The organism is Rhodococcus sp. H-CA8f, assembly GCF_002501585.1.
GTDB classification, from domain to species: domain Bacteria; phylum Actinomycetota; class Actinomycetes; order Mycobacteriales; family Mycobacteriaceae; genus Rhodococcus_F; species Rhodococcus_F erythropolis.
In genome coordinates this window covers 4,840,808-4,862,889 of record NZ_CP023720.1, presented here as the reverse complement: position 1 = coordinate 4,862,889, position 22,082 = coordinate 4,840,808, and the positions used below count along the sequence as shown (strand labels likewise).

Below are 22,082 nucleotides of genomic sequence, written 5' to 3'. Positions count from 1 at the left end.
GATGTACAAGTCGTTCGATGTAGCGCGTTCGAAGCCTGAAGTGAACCCGACGTCCGCCGGTGGATCCACGCCGCCGAAAGCCTTGATGTTCCATGCGATCTATCGGAATCCGGGTGGTGAGGAGCAGAGCTTCGCGAACGAATCCAAGCTCCTCGAATCGATCGGATACGAGACGGTTCAGTGCACTACCGAGAATTCCAAGATCTCCCGGGGACCGTGGGCGGCAGTCACCGCAGTGTTCAGTCCTCGAGTACTCGTCGATGCATTGCGCATCATTCGTTCGGAGCGACCGGACATCGTCTACGTGAACAATCTCTGGCCGGCGTTCTCGGCTTCGTTGCTCGTGGCCGCACGAGCCGCCGCAATTCCTACGTTGCAGGCGGTTCGGAACTATCGCCTCGCCACACCGTCAGCAAAGTTGCGCGCAGATGGCACGTGCACCGAATGCGGTTCCACCAACTACTTCACGAGTTGTGTCCGCAACGGATGCTACGGAAACAGCCGACTGCAGAGCCTTGTCTGCTACCTGAGCGCTGCGGCGGTCAAGATCAGCGTCTTGGGGTGGAAGCAGCACAGGTTTGTCGCAACGAGCGCGATGACAGCACGTCTGGTCGAGGGACGACTGATCGATTCTGGCCGCGTCGTGGTTCGTCCGAACTTCGGATTCGAAGAAAATGAACCCGAGTTCCGGAGCACTGATTCGGTCGTGTGCGTCAGCCGACTGACACCGGAGAAGGGCGTCCTGGACTTGGTGCGCAACTGGCCGCAGGGCGCTGGAAGTCCCTCGCTCACAGTTCTCGGTGACGGACCGCAGTACGGCGAGATCTCCAGCATAAGCGCAGCTCTCGACAACGTCACGCTGGCCGGATTCACTTCACACGAAGATGTGATCGAGATACTCCGCGACAGTGCGGCGTCCGTGGTGCCGTCTCAGTGGGCAGAACCGTTCGGACGCGTTGCGATCGAGTCGATGTCGGTTGGCACCCCGGTCATCTACGCAACCAGTGGTGCACTCGCGGACATCGTCGGACCGGGCGGAACGCCTCTCCATACCTTGGAAGAGTCGTCGATACGCGAGGCCCTCGACCGAATCTTCGGAGCGGACGACCGATCGGCGATACGCAGATCCGCTTATCGTCACTACTCGAATCGCTTCACATCGCGCAAGGCGGCGACGTCGATGCGTGAGCTCATCAACGAGGTGAGATCGTGAACGATCGCACTCGGTATGTGACATTCATGGCCGATCAAGGGCTTTCGAGCGTCCTCACTTTTGTCGTTCTCACCTCGGTGGCACGACTCGGTGGTCCGATCGAAGTCGGCCAGGTTGCCGTGATTCAATCGGCGGGTCTGTTGGCACTGGCACTGGGGAGAGCGATCGGCGTCGACGTCTGGCTGTCGCGAGGGGCGGTGTCCGACGAGCGTGGACCGGCGTTGGCACCCACGATCGTGCTGGCGGCGGTATCGGTGACATCGGTGTGGGCACTGTTCCTGATCGCCGGCTCGGACTCGATGAATCTCACGGTATACGCCTTGGCTGCAGCTGGTTTCGTGGTGTTGGACGTGATACGTACGATGCTGATGCACGACGGAGCGAGTTGGATCTCTGCGTCGATACAGATCGTGACACTCTCGTTCGTCCTAATTGCAGCTTTCCTGGTCGAGAATCTGACACTTGCACTCGTGACCTATACGGTCGGTGTCTTCGTCGCGCTCGCGCTCGGTCACGCATCCATGCGTCTGGTACCGCCGGTGCCGTCGGTCAGGTACTCGCGCACTCACCGATATAGATCCGTGCCGTTTGCGATCGAGATATTGATGGGATCAGCTGCGCAGCAGGCGATGTTCTTGATACTCACCGTGGTGGCGTCGATCTCGATGATCGGTGAGATCAGAACTGCCCAGACACTGCTCGGTCCGCTGTCCTTGATGTTCGCGGGCATCTCGCCAATTCTGATGCGTAAGTTCGGCAGTGGTGTCGAAGCGATGAGCGCGAGCGAGTGCATGGCACTCGGCCGCCGAGTGGGCTTGCAGATCTTCTGGATTTCGATCATCTGCGTTTCGCTGATCTGTCTCACACTCGAGATTCGACTCTCGGGAGTGCGATTGATGGATCATCTGGTCGGACCGCACTTTCCGAACTTGATACCGGTCATTCTGCTCTGCGGGTTGGCGGTGGCGTTCAACGGGATTCTGCTGGGAGTCGGCACGTCGATCCGCGTCGTGGACAAGACGGGAAACCTCAACAGATTTCGCGCCTTGCTGTTGCCTCTGCAGTTTCTGATCGTTCTCGGGGCAGGACTGACCGACAGCGCCGTACACGTCGCAGGAGCATTGGCCGCGTCGGCGTGCGTCAGCGCGAGCGTCGCACTCCTGGTCTCGATGAACCGTGGCGCCCGACCGAAAGTTGACCTCTCATGAAGAATCCCAGCGGCGTCATAGTGGCGATTCTGACCTTCCGTCGCGAATCGGAACTGGCTGTATGCATCGACAGCGTCCGGGCATCGATCCAGGCTTCCGGTGTCTCCGCCCAGGTCGTAGTAGGCGACAATGATCCGGAATCCACCACACCGACGTATGTTGCCGACGGGATCGAACGACTGCATCTCGGATTTGGCGGGGTATCTCCGGCGCGACGTGCGCTGGTCGATCTCGCCCGTGCACGAGATCGTCGTTACATCGTCTTCGTCGACGACGACGAGTACGTCGATGTCGACTGGCTGTCGAATCTCCTCACCTGCGCCGCAGATTTCGACGCAGGTGCTGTGGCCGGTCCTGTGATTCCGGTGGGTCTGCCTGCCTCAGAACTTCCATTGCACACTCGCGTTCGCCATTCGACCGGCACCCCGGTTGCGTCTGCAGGCGCCGGAAATCTGTTGTTGGACCTGAAGACTTTGAACGGCTTGAACTTCAGTGACGACTGGGATCTACCTGGCGGCGAGGACACCGAGTTCACGCTCAGGATGAGCGCCGGCGGTGTCCGGTTGTTGTGGTGCGACGAGGCGCTTGCGTACGAACCCGTCGACGAGGATCGGCGTCGGGACTCCTGGCTCTTCGCCCGGTATGTCAACAACGGACGAATCCTCGCGGTCTGTCAAGGACAGCTCGACCTGCCACTGTTGACGGCTCAGAGTGCCAAACGCGCTCTGCTCGTACTCGCGTCGGCGACGTTGATCCCCGTTGCCCTGATCAGTCCACGGATCAAACGCGTGGTTCTCGACCACGGTGCACGCAACATCGGTTGGTTCTCAGAGCGATTCAGCCGCCGCGATTCTCGGAAGCCGCGCGCACAGAGGCTGGTGGTAGCGCGATGACACGGTTGTTGATGACGGCATACGCCTGCGATCCGAATCAGGGGAGTGAATCCGGTGCGGGTTGGGCGCTTCTCTCGGCGGCTTCCGAACTGTGTGAGTCGATCACGGTGGTGACTCGCTCCGGTGAGGCTCCTGCTTTGGAATCGGAGTGTGAAAAGCTCGGTTGCGAAGTTCGTGTCGTGCGAATAGCGACTTTGACCGCGGAAGAAGCCGGATCGTACGGTCGATACCTCCGATGGCTCTGGCACACTTCACTGTTCGTTCGGCGTGAAGCGGCAAACTTCGACGTCCTGCACCATGCAACTTTCGCCTCCGACTGGCTGCCACCACCGGTGCTGTTCGGTGGAGCCGGCGGCGCACGACTCGTATGGGGGCCTGCCGGGGGCAACACCTACCCGCCGATGCCGCTCGCCAAGCGCATCGGTATGCGGTATCTGGCAACCACGGCAGTTCGAACCTGCTCGACGAAAGCCGTTCGGTCACTGACACATGTCTTCATGGCCGGACGAGTCGACACTTTCATCGCGATGAACTCCGACAGCGGGCGTGGCGCACCGCGGGCACGCAACGTCGTCATCCAACCCAATTGTGTTCTGGACTACGACGGAATCGAGAAGCAAGCGGTACCCCGGCCGAAACGAAGGCTCTTGTTCGTAGGAAGACTGTTGCAGTACAAAGGAATCGACCTGATTCTGGACGCGCTCGAGCATTTGGGCGCCGAGTGGTCCATGACCTTTGTCGGGGAGGGAACCGCCCGCGGGCGGATCGAGAAGTCGCTTCCGTATCGGCGCGGTCAGGTCACGCTTCGCGGGTGGCTCGACAGATCGGAAGTGGTGGGCGAGATGGGGGCCTCCTCCGTTCTGCTCTTCCCGAGCATGCACGATTCGGGCGGCTGGGTGGCGGCCGAAGCGGCTGCGGTGGGCCTCCCGGTGGTCTGTTTGGATCTCGGCGGTGTGCCGACACTGGCCGGTAGTAACGCCGTGGCGATCCCGGTTGCTCCGGCCTCGACTCTCGCCTCTCGTATCGCTCGATCGGTTGTCGAGACAGAACTTTCTTTCTTTGAACCGCAGCGTGATTGGACTCGATCTCGGTTGACATCGGTCTTGTCGCGCAGCTACGGCCAGTGCAATGAACGTCAACAAACGAACTCGAAGAAGTGGTGAGACAGATGAGCAGTCCGTTCGAGGTCATCGAGGTGGGTGGCATTCCGTTTGCCGCGACCAATCTCGAGGGAGCTACCGATTGGGTAGTCAACGACAGACGAGAGGGAGCGGGAACCGGAGTCTCCGTGAGGTTGTCGAATTCCTACTGCGTGTCGGCGGCGCACAGCGATCGCGACTACTCAGCGGTTTTGAAGGGTCCCGGTGTGAACTTCGCAGACGGAACCCCGGTCAACTGGGTGATGCGCCTGATCGGCGGCACCGCTTCCGATCACGTCGGTGTTCGACCAGTCCGGGGTCCGTCGTTCTTCGAGGCCACCCTGGACAAGGGGCGCCGCTACGGCCTTCGTCACCACTTTGTCGGTACGACAGAAGAGACGTTGAGCCTCTTGACGGATCGAGTCGAGGAGTTATACCCGGGCATCGAGGTGGCTGGCACTTATGCCCCGCCGTTTGCCGCGTTCAGCAAGGAGTTCGTCGATGACATCATCACGAAGGTCGGTCCGTCGGCCCCGGACATCGTGTGGGTCGGCTTGGGAGCTCCGAAGCAGGATTTTGTCACGAAGGCGATAGCGGATCGAACCGACTACGTGGCCGTCGGTGTCGGCGCGGCCTTCGACTTTTTGGCCGGAACTGTTTCGGAAGCACCATCTTTCGTCCAGAACTCGGGTTTCGAGTGGCTGTATCGACTTGCATCGGAACCCAAACGTCTGTGGCGGCGCTACCTGTTCGGTAACTCGACATTCGTTCGGTTGGCATCGCGCGACATTCGAAAGTTCCTCGGCCGTTCGGGGGGACGCACATGAGCGAGATCAAGACTGCCGGGCGATTCGGAGGAATACGGACCACAACCGTGGTTTCGCAACTATCAGGCGGGCTGTCCCGCAACGGAAGGAACGCAGGATGAAACGCGCACTGATTACCGGAATCACGGGACAGGACGGCTCTTACCTCGCCGAGTTGCTGCTCTCCAAAGGCTACGAGGTTCACGGACTGATCCGTCGATCGTCGACGTTCAATACTTCGAGGATCAACCACATCTATGTGGACCCCCACCATGCGGATGCACGGCTTTTCCTTCACTACGGTGACCTCAGTGACGGAGCGCGCCTGGTGACGCTGCTCGCGCAGATCAAACCGGACGAGGTATACAACCTCGCTGCGCAGTCTCACGTCAGAGTCAGCTTCGACGAACCCGAACACACGGGGAACACGACAGGTGTCGGGTCGATCCGACTACTGGAGGCGGTTCGGATGGCCGGACTCGACTGCCGGTTCTACCAGGCGTCGAGCTCTGAGATGTTCGGTGCCACACCACCGCCGCAGAACGAGGAGACACCGTTCTATCCACGCTCGCCCTACGGTGCGGCGAAGGTGTACTCGTACTGGATCACCAAGAACTACCGTGAGGCGTACGGAATCTTCGCGGTGAACGGAATTCTGTTCAATCACGAGTCCCCCAGGCGCGGTGAGACGTTCGTGACGCGCAAGATCACGCGGGCAGTCGCCCGTATCAAGGCCGGGATCGAGGATCATCTGTACATGGGTAATCTCGATGCGATACGCGATTGGGGGTACGCGCCGGAGTATGTCGAGGGAATGTGGCGCATGCTGCAGGTCGACGAGCCTGAGGATTTTGTGCTGGCCACCGGTGGCAACTACTCGGTGCGCGACTTCCTCACAGTCGCTTTCGAACACGCAGGTCTGAACTGGGAGAACCACGTTCGATTCGACGAACGGTATCTTCGGCCGACCGAGGTGGACGCACTGATCGGGGATCCGAGCCATGCCGAGCGCAAACTCGGTTGGAAGGCCGGCGTGCACACACCCGAACTGGCCCGGATCATGGTCGAGGCAGACATCGAAGCGCTCGAACATGAAGGGCGCCCGTGGATCGACACTCCGGCACTTCCCGACTGGTTGGCGACGCGATGAGTGATTCATTCGCAGCGCGACCACTCGATCGAGGCGCACCGTTCTACGTGGCTGGACACCGAGGTCTGGTCGGCTCTTCGGTGTGGCGAAAACTGGAATCTGCCGGCTTCTCCCGGTTGCTCGGACAGACCTCCGCCGAACTCGATCTGCGTGACCGTGAAGCTGTTTTCGATTTTTTCGCCCGCGAAAAGCCGACCAACGTGATCCTTGCAGCAGCAAAAGTTGGGGGGATTGCGGCGAACAGCACGTTCCTCGTCGACTTCCTGTCGGAGAATCTCCGTATCCAGGTGAACGTGCTCGACGCTGCCCTTGCACACGGCGTCGAGCGTCTCCTGTTCCTCGGATCATCGTGCATCTACCCGAAATTGGCGCCGCAGCCGATCAAGGAGGAATACCTGCTCACCGGGCATCTCGAGCCGACCAACGACGCCTATGCAATAGCAAAGATTGCGGGAATACTCCATGTTCAAGCTGCCAGGCGGCAGCATGGTCGATCCTGGATCTCGGCGATGCCCACCAACCTGTACGGCCCGGGAGACAATTTCTCGCCGCGTGGATCGCATGTACTTCCCGCCCTCGTTCGGCGCTACGACGAGGCGCAGTCATCCGCAGTGCCGTTGGTTGTCAACTGGGGGAGTGGCAATCCTCGACGTGAATTTCTGCATGTCGACGATCTGGCGTCGGCGTGTCTGCATCTGCTCGACAACTACGACGGTGCATCGCACGTCAACGTGGGAACCGGCGAGGACCACACAATTCGTGAGATCGCTTCGATGGTCGCCGACGAGGTCGGATACACCGGCGAGACGCGGTGGGACACCTCGAAGCCTGACGGAACAATGCAGAAACTTCTGGACGTGAGCATGATTCGTGAACTCGGATGGCGGCCGACAATCGGATTGCGCGAAGGAATCGCGTCGACGGTCTCGTGGTACCGAGACAACATCGGTGCCGTACGCACCTGAATTACCCATCCCATCAACACTTCACACACTGTCGAGAAAGCAGATCGAGCAACATGAGCACTCGCATAGCAGTTTTCGGCACGGGATACCTGGGCGCGACACACGCGGCGTGTATGGCCGAACTCGGTCACGAGGTCCTCGGAGTGGATGTCGACGCGGCCAAGCTGGAGAAACTGGCAGCAGGGGAAGTTCCTTTCTACGAGCCAGGTTTGGGCGAGGTCCTACGACGAAACATCGATCGAGGAAGGCTGAAGTTCACGTCGTCTTACGAGGAAGCCGCTGAATTTGCGGACGTGTTCTTCCTCGGGGTCGGTACGCCGCAGAAGAAGGGTGAGTTCGCCGCTGACATGGTCTACGTGGATGCCGTGATCGAAACTTTGGCACCGCTGCTCACCAAACCCGCGGTCATCTTCGGGAAGTCCACGGTGCCGGTGGGAACCGCGGAACGGCTCGGTAAGCGCGCGCGGGAACTGGCACCGGTTGGTGACGGCGTCGAAGTCGCATGGAATCCCGAGTTTCTGCGCGAGGGGTTTGCCGTCCAGGACACATTGCATCCAGATCGTCTGGTGCTCGGGGTCGACCGCGGTCGACACGGTCGCGCGGAATCCGCTGCGCGCGAGGTTTATGCAGACCTCCTCGATGAGGGAATTCCCTTTCTCGTCACGGACCTCGCTACGTCCGAGTTGGTCAAAGCGTCAGCGAATGCATTCCTGGCCACGAAAATCTCGTTCATCAACGCGATTTCCGAAGTGTGCGAGGCTGCTGGCGCCGACGTCACAGTGCTCGCCGACGCGATCGGGTACGACGTTCGGATCGGACGTCGATTCCTCAACGCGGGAATTGGTTTCGGCGGCGGTTGCCTACCCAAGGACATCCGTGCCTTCATGGCTCGCGCCGGTGAACTCGGTGCCGACCAAGCACTGACGTTCCTACGCGAAGTCGACAACATCAACATGCGCAGACGGACACGCATGGTCGAACTGGCGCGGGAGGCATGCGGATCGCTTCTCGGTGCGAGAGTCGCAGTTCTGGGTGCCGCGTTCAAACCGGACTCGGACGACGTTCGTGATTCGCCGGCGCTCAACGTCGCGGGTCAGATTCAGCTTCAAGGCGCAGCAGTGAACGTGTACGACCCGAAGGCCATGGACAATTCGCGTGCGCTGTTCCCGACGTTGACCTATTCGGCAAATGCGTTGGAGGCGTGCGAAGGCGCCGATGTCGTCCTGGTGTTGACCGAGTGGCCCGAATTCTTGAAGTTGCAGCCGTCCGATCTCGATGCAGTCGTTCGCAAGAAGGTGATCGTCGACGGGCGCAATTGCCTTTCCCCCGACGAGTGGCGAGGCGCAGGTTGGAACTACCGCGGACTGGGACGCCCGTGAGCACAGGACGTTTCGTCCGTCGCAGCTGATCGATATCGAAATTGAGAAAGCCCGGTTCGCCCTCGCGGTCTGACCGGCAAAGACCGCTCAGACCCGCAGTGGACATGCGTGAGCCGAAGGAGACATCAAGATGGAAATTGTCGACTACCTGAAGATATTGCAAGCCAGATGGCGAATAGTCGCTGCTGTAACCGTGCTCGGAATCCTGGGAGCCCTTTGCGCTTCTCTTCTTTCGACGCCCGTTTACCAGGCCTCGACGAGGCTGTTCGTTTCGACGTCGGCGGGTACCTCGGTCAACGAGGCACTGCAGGGCAGTCAACTTTCACAGCAGCGAGTTCTGTCCTATACAAAACTCCTGACCGGCCGGACACTTGCGCAGCGGACGATCGACGAACTGGGACCGAGGGTGGTCGGCGGGATGTCGGCTGAAGAGTTGGCCTCCAAGGTCACTGCGACGTCGGCGCCCGACACTGTGTTGATCGACCTCGGAGTCAAGGATCCTTCACCGGAGCTCGCGCGAGAGATCGCAAATACTCTGTCGTCCGAATTCGTCGCACTGGCAAAGGAACTGGAGACACCCGAGAACGGCGGAACGCCGCCTGCACGTGTGGTCGTCGAGCAACAGGCCCAAGAGCCGTCTGTTCCCGTTTCGCCCAAGACTTCGCGCAATCTCGCTCTCGGAGCAGTGGCGGGACTGGTGTCGGGAATCGCGCTTGCGTTGATTCGCGATCGACTCGACAACACGGTGAAGGATCGTCGAACGGTGGAAGAGATTGCGGGTGCGGCGATGGTGGGCACGATCCCGTTCGACAAAGTCGTCGAAGTCAACCATGCGATCACTTTCAGTGACGGAAATTCCGTGAGTGCCGAAGCCTTCCGTGAATTGCGCACCAACCTTCAGTTCCTCGAGGTGGATCATCCACCGCGTGTCATCGTCGTCACGAGTTCGCTTCCCTCCGAGGGTAAGACGACGACCGCCGTGAACATCGCTCTTGTCTTGGCGGAGGCCGGTAAGTCAGTGTGCCTGATGGAAGGCGACCTCCGGAAGCCGCGAGTGTCGAAGTATCTGGGGTTGATCGGAAGCGTCGGCGTCAGTTCGGTGCTCTCCGGTCAAGCGACGCTGGACGATGTGCTTCAGCCGACCGAATTCGACGGGCTGACAGTGCTCGCCTCCGGACCGATCCCGCCGAACCCGAGCGAACTACTCGGCACGGACACGGCCAAACATGTTCTCGATGAACTGCGGGCGCGATACGACTACGTCATCATCGACGCCTCGCCGTTGCTACCCGTCACGGATGCCGCGGTCCTGGCCGCGATGTCGGACGGTGCTCTGGTGATCGCCCGACACGGCTCCACGAAGCGCGATCAACTGGCGCGCGCGGTCGGAAACCTACAGAGTGTGGGTGCACACGTCCTGGGCACTGTCATCACGATGACGCCGTCTCGCGGACGCAATGCGTACGAGTACAGCTACTACTACGAGTCGGACAAGTCGCTACCGCAGTTGACCGCGGTGCCCGCTCTCAGCGCTCACCGAAGCGAAGTCGGCTGAGCAGCGGGCCGAGGAGATCGGCGATCTCAAGTCCGATTTCGTGAAACACGTTCTCTTCCTTACCCATCGGATCCATGACGTCCTCGGGTTCGGCGGCACGAAATCGGGGTCTGGCGGCGGCGAGGTCCTCGACAGTTGCTGCATCTGCGAGCGAGCCCAACCGTGCGGCTTCTCGAAGTGTGAACGTGCGCTTGAGCCGCGCCGGAGCCATCGCCAGGACTTTGTCTCGCTGACTTTCGGTCATCGTGAGAATGAGGTCGGCGTCCGAGGCCAGCGCTGTTGTCATGCGTCGGGCTTGAAACTCCGTGGGGTCGCCGCCGAGCCCCGCGAGAACCCTCGCAGCAGTCGGCTCGATCGGGTGTCCGACCATCGCCCGGGTTCCGGCACTCGACGCGGTGAATCCGGAAACTCCGGCTTCGGCGGCATAAGCACGTGCAAGGCGTTCGCCAGTGGGTGATCGGCAGATGTTTCCCGTACAAACGAAGAGAACGTGCATGCCAGAAGCATAGGTTGCACGCGCGACGCACTCGTCGTACGCCCGATGTTGGTTTCGCGCCCACCTGGCGTACGCGTTTCGGAAAGTTCGGACGCATACCAACAACACATGAAGATGACCGTGTTCGGAACGGGATACCTGGGGGCGACCCACGCAGTGTGTATGGCCGAACTTGGTCACGACGTGCTGGGAGTCGACATCGACCAGTCCAAGGTCGACAAGTTGTCTCGTGGGGAGGTCCCGTTCTTCGAGCCGGGTCTGACCGACATGCTCGAGAAGAATCTGGCGTCGGGTCGGCTGCAGTTCACGACTTCCTACGCCGATGCCGCGGATTTTGCCGACATCCATTTTGTCGGTGTGGGGACGCCCCAGAAGAAGGGGGAGTACGCCGCAGATCTCAGTCATGTTCATTCGGTGATCGACATGTTGGCGCCGTTGTTGCGAAAGCCTTCGCTGATAGTCGGGAAGTCGACGGTGCCGGTAGGCACGGCAGCGGCTCTCGGCGAGCGACTCCGAGCGACTGCGCCGGCGGGTGGCTCGGTAGAGGTGGCCTGGAATCCGGAGTTCCTGCGTGAAGGACACGCGATCGCGGATACCTTGAGCCCTGACCGGTTGGTTCTGGGGATCGATCGTGACCGGCCGGGAAACGCCGAAGGCGTTCTTCGCGAGGTGTATGCCGAGATACTGGGCGCGGGGGTGCCGTTCCTCGTGACCGATCTGGCGACGTCCGAGTTGGTCAAGGGATCTGCGAACGCGTTTCTCGCGACCAAGGTGTCCTTCATCAATGCGATTGCGGAGGTGTGCGAGGCGACCGGCGCCGACGTCACGATGTTGGCCGACGCTCTCGGGTACGACGCTCGGATCGGTAGACGGTTCCTCAATGCGGGCTTGGGGTTCGGCGGTGGGTGCCTGCCGAAGGACATTCGGGCGTTCATGGCACGCGCCGGGGAATTGGGTGTCGACCAGGCTCTGTACTTCCTCCGCGAGGTAGACAGCATCAACATGCGACGACGCACAAAAGCTGTGGAGCTGGTGACGGCAGCCTGCGAAGGCAGTTTGCTGGGAGCTAACGTCTCGGTTCTGGGGGCCGCGTTCAAGCCCGAATCCGACGATGTGCGCGATTCGCCTGCGCTCAACGTTGCCGGAATGATGCAGTTGCACGGGGCAGCGGTCACCGTTTTCGATCCGAAGGCCATGGACAATTCTCGCCGACTGTTTCCCACCCTTCACTATGCAACCTCCACGTCAGAAGCTTGCAGAAATGCTGATGTGGTCTTGATCGCCACGGAATGGGACGAGTTCGCCTCACTCGTGCCCGGCGATTTGGAACCACTCGTTCGGCGGCGGGTGATCGTTGACGCCAGAAATTGCCTCGATCCGGACCTGTGGCGCGGCGCCGGTTGGAACTACCGCGGATTGGGGCGGTAGGTCGACCGTCCAGGTTGCGAAAAAATAGCTGTGAGAAGGCCTTAGGTGAGATGCGCGAACCTCGCAGACCATGCCCAGTGGGTAGACTTCCGGCCGGGGAATGACGGGGTCTGCTGACGGAACCCGTCGCCGGTCGACGAAGGTGGATCATGAACTTGGTTTTGGGTGTGACGGTGGGAGCCAGCGCTGTGCGTTTGGCGCGCCCGGGGACGCCCGACCACAGTGGTCCGGTGTTCCGATCCAGAGCGGTCGATCGCGGTCGTGAGATTCCGGAGGAAGTCGCAGCGGAGGCAACCGGCGTGGCCTTGACCGAGAATGCCGATCTCGGCAGCAATACGGTCGTCGCCTACCGGGATCAAGCGCAGGCCGGAGCACTCCAAACAGCGTTCGAACAGAAAGGCATCGACAACTTCGAGCTGGTTCCCGAAGTAGTCGCGACGCTTCGAATGCTCGAGGAGTCCGGTGCGCTGACCGACCAGAGCACACTCGTCGTCGTCGACATCGGTAGTTCTGGATCGACGATCAGCATTGTGGACAGGCAGATGCGGTCTACCGTCGTCACCGCCCGGTCGACGCGGGTCAGCGGAGATCACTTCGACGAGCTCGTCTACTCGGATCAGACCGTGCGTCGCCGTATAGCTACGCCGGCCGACCCGGGTGGCGATGCAGAACTGCAGGCGCGATGCCGACTCGCGAAGGAACAGCTGTCCTCACGAAGTGCGGTGTGCCTGCCCGGGCCCGGCGGGCTTCTCCTGCTGTCGCGGGAAGTTTTCGATTCGTTGGTCGTCACGTCGGTGGAGGCCTTCGCACGCGAGATACGAGAGGTCATCGCAACGTCCGGCCGTAACCCCGACGCGATTCTCCTGATCGGTGGCGGTGCACGCATTCCGATCGTGCGGGCGACCCTCGCCGCGTGGCTGGAGTGCCCCCTCATCGCGCCCGAGCAGCCGGAACTCGTGACTGCGCAAGGCGCTGCGCTGATCGCGGAGTCGTCGATGACGCCATCGGCGCGCGCGGTATCTGCCCCGGTTCAGGTTCCGGCTGTAGCGCCGATCTTTGCGCCGTATCCGATCCACACCCCGGCGGAGGTACCCGTTCCGGTTCAGGCGTTCAGCCACGGAGGGGTCGCAACGCTCGCGCAATCGGAGCGGCCGAATGCCTTGTCCGAAGCCGCTTCCGGCACGAAGTCCGTTCCGCAGGAACAGGTGCCGAGCCCTTACGCGGCGGAACTGCCTCAGCCGCGACCGAACCGACACGAGCAACGATTCGATCCGGCCGCAGATCTCGCGGTCGCCGACAGTGACCAGGCCACGGACGGATTCGGCACAGAACATGACGCCGACACCGAGGCTGTGATGGTTGACGCCCAGGCGTACTCGGCGATGTACGAAGGCGAGGCACCCGGGGCAGGAACCGCACACCCGTCCTGGCTCGCCGGGACACAACCCGTCGAATCGACATCCAAAGAGCCGAGAAACCCGCTACGGTTCGCTGGCCTCGGCGCCGGTGTGATCGCGGCGATCGTGATCGTGGGGTTGGGATTGGGCTACGGAGGAAAGGTCTTCGATTCCGAGGATGCCGGACCCGTGGCAACCGAGGTGACTACGCCGCCGCCGACGACCACGACTACCCCGCCGCCTACGACCACAACGACCCCGCCCCCGACGACGACGGAGGAAGCCCCTCCGGTCGTCGAGGCTCCGCCAGTCGTGCAGGACACTTACGTGCCGCCCGCGCCCGCTCCCGCGCCGCCACCGCCCGCGATCTACATCCCGGGGCTTCCGCCGATTCTGTTACCGGTTCTCCCACCGATTCCCGGACTCTGAGGCTCGTTTTCAGCGTTTGGAGTGTCGGCCACCTGACGTGGGGCCGGCCTTGACCGCACTACCGGGTGGTCGAGCCAGAATCACAGCGATAGCAGTAGTGAGCGGAACAGATAGAGCCAGAGCAATCCCGCCGACCGCGGACCGTACGATTTCGATCGCTACAGCGTCACCGACCAGGACGTCCTGAAGAGGGCGCCCGCTGACGCTGAAAAGCAGAAGCAGCGGCAACGCCCCGCCGGCGTACGCGAGAACCAAGGTGTAGACCGTGCTGGCGATGTGATCGCGTCCGACCCGCATCGCCCCGCTGAACACCTTTCGGCGGGGTGCGTGCTTGTCGAGTTCGGCCAACTCGAATGCCGAAGATGCCTGGGTGATGGTGACGTCGTTGAGAACACCGAGCGATCCGATGATGAAGCCCGCCAGCAGCAGGCCCGTGATGTCGATGTGCTCGATGTATGTCTGCACATTGGTGTTCTGCTCTTCGGACAATCCCGTGAGGTGCGTCAGTTCGATACAGAGGTAGGAGAGAACGGCAGCGAGCACCATCGCGGCAAGGGTGCCGAGCAAAGCCGAACTGGTCTTGAGTGAGACACCGTGCGCCAGATAGAGAACCGCGTACAAGATCACCGCGCCGGCGACCAGTGCAACCGGTATCGCAGGCTTACCGTCGAGCAATGCGGGCAGAAGAAACCCGACGACGACGCCGAAGGCGATCACCAGACCGACAAGAGCCCGCAATCCGCGCCACCGCGCAACGGCGATGATGACGACGGCGAACGCGATGACGATCAACGCCAGCGGGAGTCCACGCGAATAGTCTTCGAAGGAGTACTGCGTGTTTCCGTTCGGGTCGGTCTGACGCACCAGGCGAATGTGGTCACCGACCCGTAGATCCGGTTGTCCGGCACCCGGGATGATCTCGAGGAGTGTCTTCGTTCCGGCATTCGGCCCGGACTCGATATCGACGATACTGCGCTGGCACTGATAGGCGGAGGTGGGTGGCGGTTGCGGTGCACCGACGAATACCCTTCCGGCGGAGGAACTTCCGCAGTCGCCGAGATCCTGCATCGTGACGGTGCCCGCCTCGGTCTCCACCGAACTGCCGTCGGCATTCTGAAAGGGGAGCGGGACGGGAATGGTGTTCTTGTCCGGCCACAGCGCGATAGCTGCCGCGACGACAACCATGCCGATGACGACGAGCAAGCCGATGACGACGCGTGATGCGGTGGGGCCGATCTGGATGGGGCCACCGTGGCCGTGGCCGTGACTCATCGGAAACTGAGTGTCGGACTGGGGATTTGCACCGGTGCAATGTTATCGGCTCAGATGCGAATGGTCAGCTTCTGCGGATAGTGTCGATCGCCGACAGCGTCGGCACAGGTGATTTCCGGGAAAGAGGTGAGACCGGGATTGGTCGAGCTGGGTGGCGGGGAACAGGGGGGGTTGTCCCCGCCACCAACCTGGTATCCACAGGGGGGGGAGGGATACCAGGTGCTCGCGGCACCGAAGTGCTGATAACCAATGTACCCAATTTCAATCGGGTTTGGCGCGTTGTCCAACTACCAATTTCACGACGAATCACGTACCGGTTGGACCGTTTTCGCATCAGGGCAGGTCACTAAATAGTTAAAGTGTCAATCAAACCGCCTGGTATGCGAATGTTGTGACGAAGGTCTCACAAATACCCCGCACTTTTACGTTTACGGGGTATTTGTACAACGAATTGTTTACCTGATTTTGCCCGATTCGACGGGCCGAAATCACTGCTTGTAACTGGTGAGGAAGTTGCCGAATCGCTCGATGGCCACGGCGAGATCCCGGGCCCACGGAAGGGTGACGATCCGAAGGTGATCGTGGTTCGGCCAGTTGAACCCGGTGCCTTGAACCATCAGGATCTTCTCCTGGAGAAGCAGGTCCTGAACCAACTTCTCGTCGTCGTGGATCTCGTAGACGTTCGGATCCAGACGAGGGAACGCGTAGAGCGCACCGCGGGGTTTCACACACGAAACACCCGGAATCATGTTCAATCGCTCCCACGCGACGTCGCGCTGCTCGAGCAGGCGGCCGCCGGGCAGGATCAGGTCTTCGATGCTCTGGTGTCCGCCGAGGGCGACCTGAATGGCGTGCTGTCCGGGGACGTTGGGGCACAGTCGGGTCGACGCCAAGAGGTCGAGTCCCTCGAGGAAGCCGGCGGCGTGATCCTTCGGGCCCGTGATCGCCACCCAGCCGGAGCGGTAGCCGGCGACGCGGTAGGCCTTCGAGAGGCCGTTGAACGTCAGGCACAGCAGGTCCGGGGCAAGTGTTGCCAGCGAGATGTGCTTTGCGTCGTCGTAGAGGATCTTGTCGTAGATCTCGTCGGCGAGCAGCAGAAGCTGATGCTTGCGTGCCAGATCGACCAACTGCTGCAGAACCTCCATGGAGTACACCGCACCCGTGGGGTTGTTCGGGTTGATGACGAGGAGAGCCTTGGTCTTGTCGGTGATCTTGGATTCGATATCGGCGATATCGGGATTCCAGTCGTTGGCCTCGTCGCAGAGATAATGGACGGGCGTGCCTCCGGACAAGCTCGTCATCGCAGTCCACAGCGGGTAGTCCGGCGCTGGGATCAGAACCTCGTCCCCGTTGTTGAGGAGGGCCTGCATGGTCATCGTGATCAGCTCGGAAACACCGTTACCGAGGTAGATGTTGTCGACGTCGAGCTCGGGGAAGCCGGGAACCAGCTCGTAACGCGTCACGATTGCGCGCCGCGCCGACAGAATGCCCTTCGACTCCGAATAGCCCTGCGCATAGGGCAGGGCGGCGATCATGTCGCGCATGATCACATCGGGAGCATCGAATCCGAACGGTGCCGGGTTGCCGATGTTGAGCTTGAGGATCCGGTGTCCTTCCGCCTCCAACCGGGCGGCATGCGCGTGCACCGGCCCACGGATTTCGTACAGGACGTTCTGGAGCTTCGACGACTGCTCCAGCTCGCGCTGCGGCTGACGATGGCGGACGGGTTCTGGTGTGCTCACGAGTTACATGATTCCACCACTGTGCAAGTGCATTGTCGGGGACCGTGTCGCGCGACCAGTTGGCTATTGTCGAGCGATGACCCCCAGCGAGCAGATTGCAGCCCCGTACGGATCGTGGACTTCTCCGATCGGAGCAGCGGATCTGGCTGCAGGTGGCCACCCTGTCGAGGGTGGACGATACGTCGGTGACGAGATCTGGTGGGCTGAACTTCGTCCGACCGAGGGTGGTCGGACATCGATCCGTCGATCCGGTCTCGACAACCAACCCGTCGACATCCTCCCTGCGCCGTGGAACGCGCGGACCAGGGTTCACGAGTACGGCGGTGGCGCCTGGACCGTCACCGAGTCCGGAAAACTGGTCTTCAGTGAATTCTCCGATCAACGGGTGTACATCCTCGAAGGAGTCACTCCGCGGGCTCTGACGCCTGAACCCGCGTCGCCGGCCGCGTTGCGATACGCAGACCTGCAGATCGTGAACGGTGAGGTGTGGGCGGTTCGGGAAGCGCACGCGGAGGGCGGGGCGATCACTCGCGATATCTGCGCGATTCCGCTGGACGGTTCCGGCAAGGTTCGCTCGATCGTCGGCGGCTCGGACTTCCTCTCGTCACCGAGGCTTTCGCCGAGTGGAACCAAAATAGCCTGGATCGCGTGGAACCATCCGCAAATGCCCTGGGACGGTACCGAACTGCGGGTAGCTCCACTCGTCGACGGCGTCGCTGAGAACTGCTCCGTGCTGATCGGCGGACTTGAAGAGTCCGTCCTGCAACCGGAGTGGATCACCGACGACGAACTCTACGCAATCAGTGATCGCAGCGGCTGGTGGAACATCTATCGCGTCGGCGGCAAGATCACCCCGATCTGCCCGGTGGATGCTGATTTCGGTGGCCCACAGTGGCGCTTCGGTGCGCGCTGGTTCGTCGAACTCGACAACGGGCACCTTCTCACCGCACGCACGGTGGGAACCGACACGCTGGCGGTACTCGATCCGGCGTCGGGGGAACTGCGCGACATCGCGATTCCAGGTGTCACCAGCATCGGCCTCATGCAGGTTCGCGGCGATCGGTTGCTGCTCACCTCGGGAGGCGCGAAACTGGCGGGCGCGTTACGCGAGTTCGACCTCGGTACCGGCGAACTCACCGAAATCCGTTCGTCGGTCGAAGAATTACCCGAGTCTGCATACCTTCCGGAAGCGCGAGCTGTCGTGGCTCACGGACACGGGCGAGAAGTTCACGCCGTTGCGTATCCGCCGCGCAGTCCGCGATACAAAGGACTCGACGGCGAACTGCCGCCATACGTTGCGTTTGTTCACGGTGGGCCGACGGCGCACGTCGCCCCGGCCCTCAACCTCGTCTACGCCTTCTTCACCAGCCGCGGAATCGGCGTCGTCGATGTGAATTACGGCGGGTCGACCGGCTACGGACGTGAGTACCGCAACCGGCTGCGCGGACAGTGGGGTGTCGTCGACGTGCAGGACGTCGTCACCGCCGTCACCGGGTTGGCTGAGCAAGGGCTTGCCGATCCGGCCCGCCTTGCCATCGAAGGCGGATCTGCCGGTGGATGGACCGTTCTGGCCGCACTGACGACGTCCGACGTGTTCGCTTGTGGTGCTTCCTATTTCGGCGTGGCCGAACTGGACCTGTTCGTGCAGGAAACTCACGATTTCGAATCGCGCTATGTCGACGGTTTGATCGGCCCGCTGCCGGAATCTGCCGACCTGTACGCGGAACGTGCTCCGCTCAACAACGTCGACGGGTTGAACTGCCCGGTGTTGCTGCTCCAGGGTCTCGACGATCCGATCGTGCCACCTTCGCAGGCGGAGCGATTCCGGGATGCTCTGGTGACCAAGGGTATTCCGCATGCCTACCTGGCCTACGAGGGTGAATCTCACGGATTCCGCAAGCAGTCGACCATCATCAGCTCACGCAACGCCGAGCTGTCCTTCTACGGGCAGGTGCTCGGATTCACCCCACCCGGCATTGCGACGCTCGAGCTGTGGAAGCCTGCGATCAGTAGCTGACGGCCCCGCGGCTGCGCGCAAAGGCCGCGAGGATCCGACCTGCCACCAGTGACGGGGTCGACAGGTCGGCCCACGTCCACCTCGCGACCTTCCACCCCGCGTCACGGAGTCGGTCTTCGCGGAGCTTCTCGTTCCAGAGCACGTCCTCGGCGCTGCGACCGGCGGGCACCAGTCGGCCGTATTTGATGCGGCCGTCGAACTCTCCGATGGTGCGCTGCTCACGCCACAGGAAGTCGACGCGGCCGGCCAACCCTCGAGCGTCGTGGATTTCGACCTGGGGTTCGGGGAGTGGTAAGTGCTCCTGCAGGAACAATGCGAGGCTCCGTGATTCACCGACGCTTTCGATGCGCGAGTCCATCGCGGTGAGCGCGTGGAGCGCATGTCGATGGCGCGGATGGTTCGGGCTGAGTGCAAGCGAGGCCGCAACTGCATCTTTGGTCAACGCTGAACGGTGCAACGCTGAATTGCCCACCACGAGAGCCGGTTCGAAAGGGAGCGTCCTCGCGAGATCCGCAACAGTTCGTGCCGGAGTCGTGACGCGCAGGCCGTCGACGTGGGTGACCTCGTCGTCGGTGAACGATACCGAGTGCACGTGTCGTCGAGCGGATTTACGGCCACCGCCTCGTCGGTCCCGAGAGAGGTGCACAACTTCGAGCGGAGTGTTCCAGAGTTCGAAGCCGTGCACCACCGCTGCCGAGATGTGGCTGACCGCTGCATGTGCCGAAGCGGTACCGGCCACAGCCTCGACGCGCAATCGATGTAGCCCGTAGGCGTCGAGGCGGGACAGGTGGTCGCTGGGTACGTAGGCACCGCGATGGATTCTGGACCAGTTTCCACTCGCGCAGGCCTGCCGGATCTCGGAATCGGTACGACCTGTCGACAGTTGCTCTGGCCGACGGATGATGCGTATTTGTTCCCCCATACCGATCGATCTTGCTGCGCCCGGCGCTGGAAAGGAAGCCGTGAACCCGGGGCTGTGGATAGCCGTGAGTGAACACCACTTGTCCACAGTTCGAACCGGTTTCGCGTCGCTGGAGAGGGTGTTGGGTGTGGGGAAGCGGTGGCAGGTTCTCGGTGTCGCACTCTAGGCAACCCTTGCGTCCGGAGCGTTTGCGTGCCAGGCTGTTGAACTATGACTACAGGAAAGGCGGACACCGCCACCGTCGCGTGAGCGCCGCACCGTTTCGCTCGTCGACGTCACGTCGAGCGACATCGACCGAGAACATCGATATCTTCGATGAAGACAATCAGGCCTTGGAAACAGTCCGCGACGTATGGCTCGAACGCGGTCTGTGTACACGTCCGGCCGATCGATCCACGGCAGAATCTGCTGTCGCGCAACTATACCGACGATCCGGGCTCCCGAAACCGGAGTTCGTCTGGGTTCAGTCGCCCTCTGCTGGATCGGATCTGATCGCCGCCGAAGGTCTGTCGAACAAGATGTCCTTCGACGGCACTGGACTCGACTGCGCTTGCGGGCACATCGCGAGCATGTTTTCGGCGTCGCGCCGACGTATGAACGCGCGTATCGAACGTCGGAGCATTGACTGGCAGATAGAACGCTGGAAGATGGAACGTCGCGCGACCGGGGGCGTTGGTGCCAGCGTGTCCGAGGGGTCGGATCAGCGGGGGTCGACTCAGCGGGGTTCGACTCAGCGCCGCGTCAATCCAGCGCGGATCATCAGATCCGCAATCTGGGAATCGTTGCACACCACACTGTTCGACGGCGTCGCAGCTGCGATACGAACGATGTCGACCCCGGTGGCGGGTGGAGTGACCTGGTACGGGCAGCAGGACGCCCATCGAATCGCGTACTACGACACATGCCATCGATACGGTCTTGCGACCTTCCGCTCGGAAGACCGTGAACTTCTCGATGTGCAGACCGCACTGGCTGACTCGACCGGGTGGTGGTGGGCGTTCGACGACGTGTGCATCATGGCGGAACGACCCAGGGTCTTGCACTCGGAGCGGATACCGGGCAGTGCGCGGGGAGAACGCCGACTCCACCACTCTGATTCCCCGGCACTCGAATTCGCAGACGGAACAAAGGCGTTCGTTCTGCACGGAGCGATCGTTCCCGACTGGGTAGTGCTCGACCCGACCGCCGAACGCATCGCACACGAGCGCAATGTAGAGATCCGTCGATGTGCAATCGAGCGGATCGGGTGGGATTCCTACATCGAGCTGGCCGGCCTGACACTGGTCGACCAAGCCGACGATCCCGGTAATGCCGGTTGCCTGCTGCAGCTCTACGCGTCCCCGGAGGGCTGGGGCCGAAGTGGACGCATTCTCCTCGCGGTCAACGGTTCTTTCGAACGCGACGGGCATCGGCGTCGATACGGCCTTCACGTACCCGGATGGTTTACCTCCGCGTTGGATGCCGCCGGTTGGACTTACGGCATCACCGGCGCCGATTACTCCCGTCTCGTTCGTCGAACCTGAATCTCGACCCCTTAAGCCCCAATCCTCAAACCCTCAATCCTCAAACCCTTGGTGATACTTATGAACTCGAACATGACCTTGTCCGCTCTCACCACCCTCACCGGCCTCGATGTCTTCGACTACCTGGACCAGGAAGTGTCCATTCCTGTGATCGACGGACTTCAGGCGCAGGGCGATCTCATCGTGATCCCGTTTTCGCTGCTCGCAAATATCGTGGCGCCTCTGCCGTGGACACGCTCTGTGAGAGTGCCGCTCTCGGGAGTGGAGCTGCTGCGAAGCGCGGCGGGCGGTAACCCCCACAGTCTGGTTGCAGACGAAGGGGAGTGCACGTGGTCGACGCCGGTGAAAGATGCTCGGGGCCTTGCGCTCGGCATGCTCGACACCCGAGTGACCGCGTACCTGATCCATCCGGAGCACGGCGCGACCGGAATCGCTCCGGGGCGATACGTCATCGGACGGCAGCAGGAAAGGGGCGTCGGGCGTGCGCGCGGTGCGGTGATGCTTGTCGCAGATTGACAGGGTGACCTCGATTTGGCAGCGGGGGAGTG

The 22,082-nt window shown here is 61.6% G+C and carries 18 protein-coding genes; 14 read left to right on the top strand and 4 right to left on the bottom strand.

Annotated elements, in window-relative coordinates; translation table 11 throughout:
- Window position 1 precedes the first annotated feature (1 nt).
- The 9 genes from CPI83_RS22585 to CPI83_RS22545 all read left to right on the top strand — a co-directional run bounded on the left by CPI83_RS22585 (window position 2) and on the right by CPI83_RS22545 (window position 10,308).
- On the top strand, window positions 2–1,213 hold the full coding sequence (locus CPI83_RS22585) for a glycosyltransferase family 4 protein (protein WP_069146279.1): 1,212 nt from the start codon (window positions 2–4) through the stop codon (window positions 1,211–1,213).
- Window positions 1,210–2,421: a hypothetical protein gene (locus tag CPI83_RS22580; protein WP_069146126.1), complete on the top strand. Its 1,212-nt coding sequence runs from the start codon at window positions 1,210–1,212 to the stop codon at window positions 2,419–2,421. Before CPI83_RS22585 ends, CPI83_RS22580 begins: the two co-directional genes overlap by 4 nt.
- The gene (locus CPI83_RS22575; protein WP_019747424.1) at window positions 2,418–3,314 is read left to right on the top strand and encodes a glycosyltransferase; all 897 of its coding nucleotides are present in this window, start codon (window positions 2,418–2,420) and stop codon (window positions 3,312–3,314) included. The genes CPI83_RS22580 and CPI83_RS22575 overlap by 4 nt, the downstream gene beginning before the upstream one ends.
- Window positions 3,311–4,477 carry a glycosyltransferase family 4 protein gene (locus CPI83_RS22570; RefSeq protein ID WP_042951023.1) on the top strand — a complete coding sequence of 389 codons (1,167 nt, stop codon included), beginning with the start codon at window positions 3,311–3,313 and terminating at the stop codon, window positions 4,475–4,477. The genes CPI83_RS22575 and CPI83_RS22570 overlap by 4 nt, the downstream gene beginning before the upstream one ends.
- Before the next feature lie 5 nt (window positions 4,478–4,482).
- A complete protein-coding gene (locus CPI83_RS22565; protein ID WP_019747422.1) occupies window positions 4,483–5,280 on the top strand; it encodes a WecB/TagA/CpsF family glycosyltransferase in 798 nt (265 codons plus the stop codon).
- 97 nt (window positions 5,281–5,377) lie between these two features.
- A complete protein-coding gene (gmd, locus tag CPI83_RS22560; RefSeq protein ID WP_019747421.1) occupies window positions 5,378–6,409 on the top strand; it encodes a GDP-mannose 4,6-dehydratase in 1,032 nt (343 codons plus the stop codon).
- The gene (locus tag CPI83_RS22555; RefSeq protein ID WP_020906580.1) at window positions 6,406–7,374 is read left to right on the top strand and encodes a GDP-L-fucose synthase; all 969 of its coding nucleotides are present in this window, start codon (window positions 6,406–6,408) and stop codon (window positions 7,372–7,374) included. Before gmd ends, CPI83_RS22555 begins: the two co-directional genes overlap by 4 nt.
- A 53-nt stretch (window positions 7,375–7,427) precedes the next feature.
- Complete coding sequence (locus CPI83_RS22550; protein ID WP_020906581.1) at window positions 7,428–8,753, top strand: UDP-glucose/GDP-mannose dehydrogenase family protein; 1,326 nt, start codon at window positions 7,428–7,430, stop codon at window positions 8,751–8,753.
- Window positions 8,754–8,883: 130 nt separating this feature from the next.
- Window positions 8,884–10,308, top strand: a complete 1,425-nt coding sequence (locus CPI83_RS22545; protein ID WP_021333832.1) for a polysaccharide biosynthesis tyrosine autokinase — start codon at window positions 8,884–8,886, stop codon at window positions 10,306–10,308.
- Here the strand turns inward: CPI83_RS22545 and CPI83_RS22540 are convergent.
- Window positions 10,280–10,804: a protein-tyrosine-phosphatase gene (locus CPI83_RS22540; protein ID WP_020906582.1), complete on the bottom strand. Its 525-nt coding sequence runs from the start codon at window positions 10,802–10,804 to the stop codon at window positions 10,280–10,282. The genes CPI83_RS22545 and CPI83_RS22540 overlap by 29 nt on opposite strands.
- A gap of 108 nt (window positions 10,805–10,912) precedes the next feature.
- Here CPI83_RS22540 and CPI83_RS22535 point away from each other — a divergent pair, with 108 nt between their 5' ends.
- Window positions 10,913–12,232 (top strand): UDP-glucose/GDP-mannose dehydrogenase family protein, encoded by a 1,320-nt coding sequence (locus CPI83_RS22535; RefSeq protein ID WP_029254713.1) that lies wholly within the window; start codon window positions 10,913–10,915, stop codon window positions 12,230–12,232.
- 149 nt (window positions 12,233–12,381) lie between these two features.
- Window positions 12,382–14,058 (top strand): Hsp70 family protein, encoded by a 1,677-nt coding sequence (locus tag CPI83_RS22530; protein ID WP_232816783.1) that lies wholly within the window; start codon window positions 12,382–12,384, stop codon window positions 14,056–14,058.
- A gap of 9 nt (window positions 14,059–14,067) precedes the next feature.
- Here the strand turns inward: CPI83_RS22530 and CPI83_RS22525 are convergent, their stop codons facing one another.
- The gene (locus CPI83_RS22525; protein WP_019747414.1) at window positions 14,068–15,330 is read right to left on the bottom strand and encodes a YibE/F family protein; all 1,263 of its coding nucleotides are present in this window, start codon (window positions 15,328–15,330) and stop codon (window positions 14,068–14,070) included.
- 488 nt (window positions 15,331–15,818) lie between these two features.
- Complete coding sequence (locus CPI83_RS22520) at window positions 15,819–17,072, bottom strand: pyridoxal phosphate-dependent aminotransferase (protein ID WP_019747413.1); 1,254 nt, start codon at window positions 17,070–17,072, stop codon at window positions 15,819–15,821.
- 76 nt (window positions 17,073–17,148) lie between these two features.
- Between CPI83_RS22520 and CPI83_RS22515 the strand changes: the two genes are divergently transcribed.
- Window positions 17,149–19,089 carry a prolyl oligopeptidase family serine peptidase gene (locus CPI83_RS22515; RefSeq protein WP_097387735.1) on the top strand — a complete coding sequence of 647 codons (1,941 nt, stop codon included), beginning with the start codon at window positions 17,149–17,151 and terminating at the stop codon, window positions 19,087–19,089.
- Here CPI83_RS22515 and CPI83_RS22510 read toward each other — a convergent pair.
- Entirely contained in the window at window positions 19,079–20,011 is a 933-nt protein-coding gene (locus CPI83_RS22510) for a hypothetical protein (protein ID WP_097387734.1), read from the bottom strand. The two genes, CPI83_RS22515 and CPI83_RS22510, sit on opposite strands and share 11 nt — an antisense overlap.
- 245 nt (window positions 20,012–20,256) lie before the next feature.
- Between CPI83_RS22510 and CPI83_RS22505 the strand changes: the two genes are divergently transcribed.
- Window positions 20,257–21,534 carry a DUF6745 domain-containing protein gene (locus tag CPI83_RS22505; RefSeq protein WP_097387733.1) on the top strand — a complete coding sequence of 426 codons (1,278 nt, stop codon included), beginning with the start codon at window positions 20,257–20,259 and terminating at the stop codon, window positions 21,532–21,534.
- A 60-nt stretch (window positions 21,535–21,594) separates the two neighbouring features.
- Window positions 21,595–22,050, top strand: a complete 456-nt coding sequence (locus CPI83_RS22500) for a hypothetical protein (RefSeq protein ID WP_029254716.1) — start codon at window positions 21,595–21,597, stop codon at window positions 22,048–22,050.
- The last annotated feature ends 32 nt before the right edge of the window (window positions 22,051–22,082 follow it).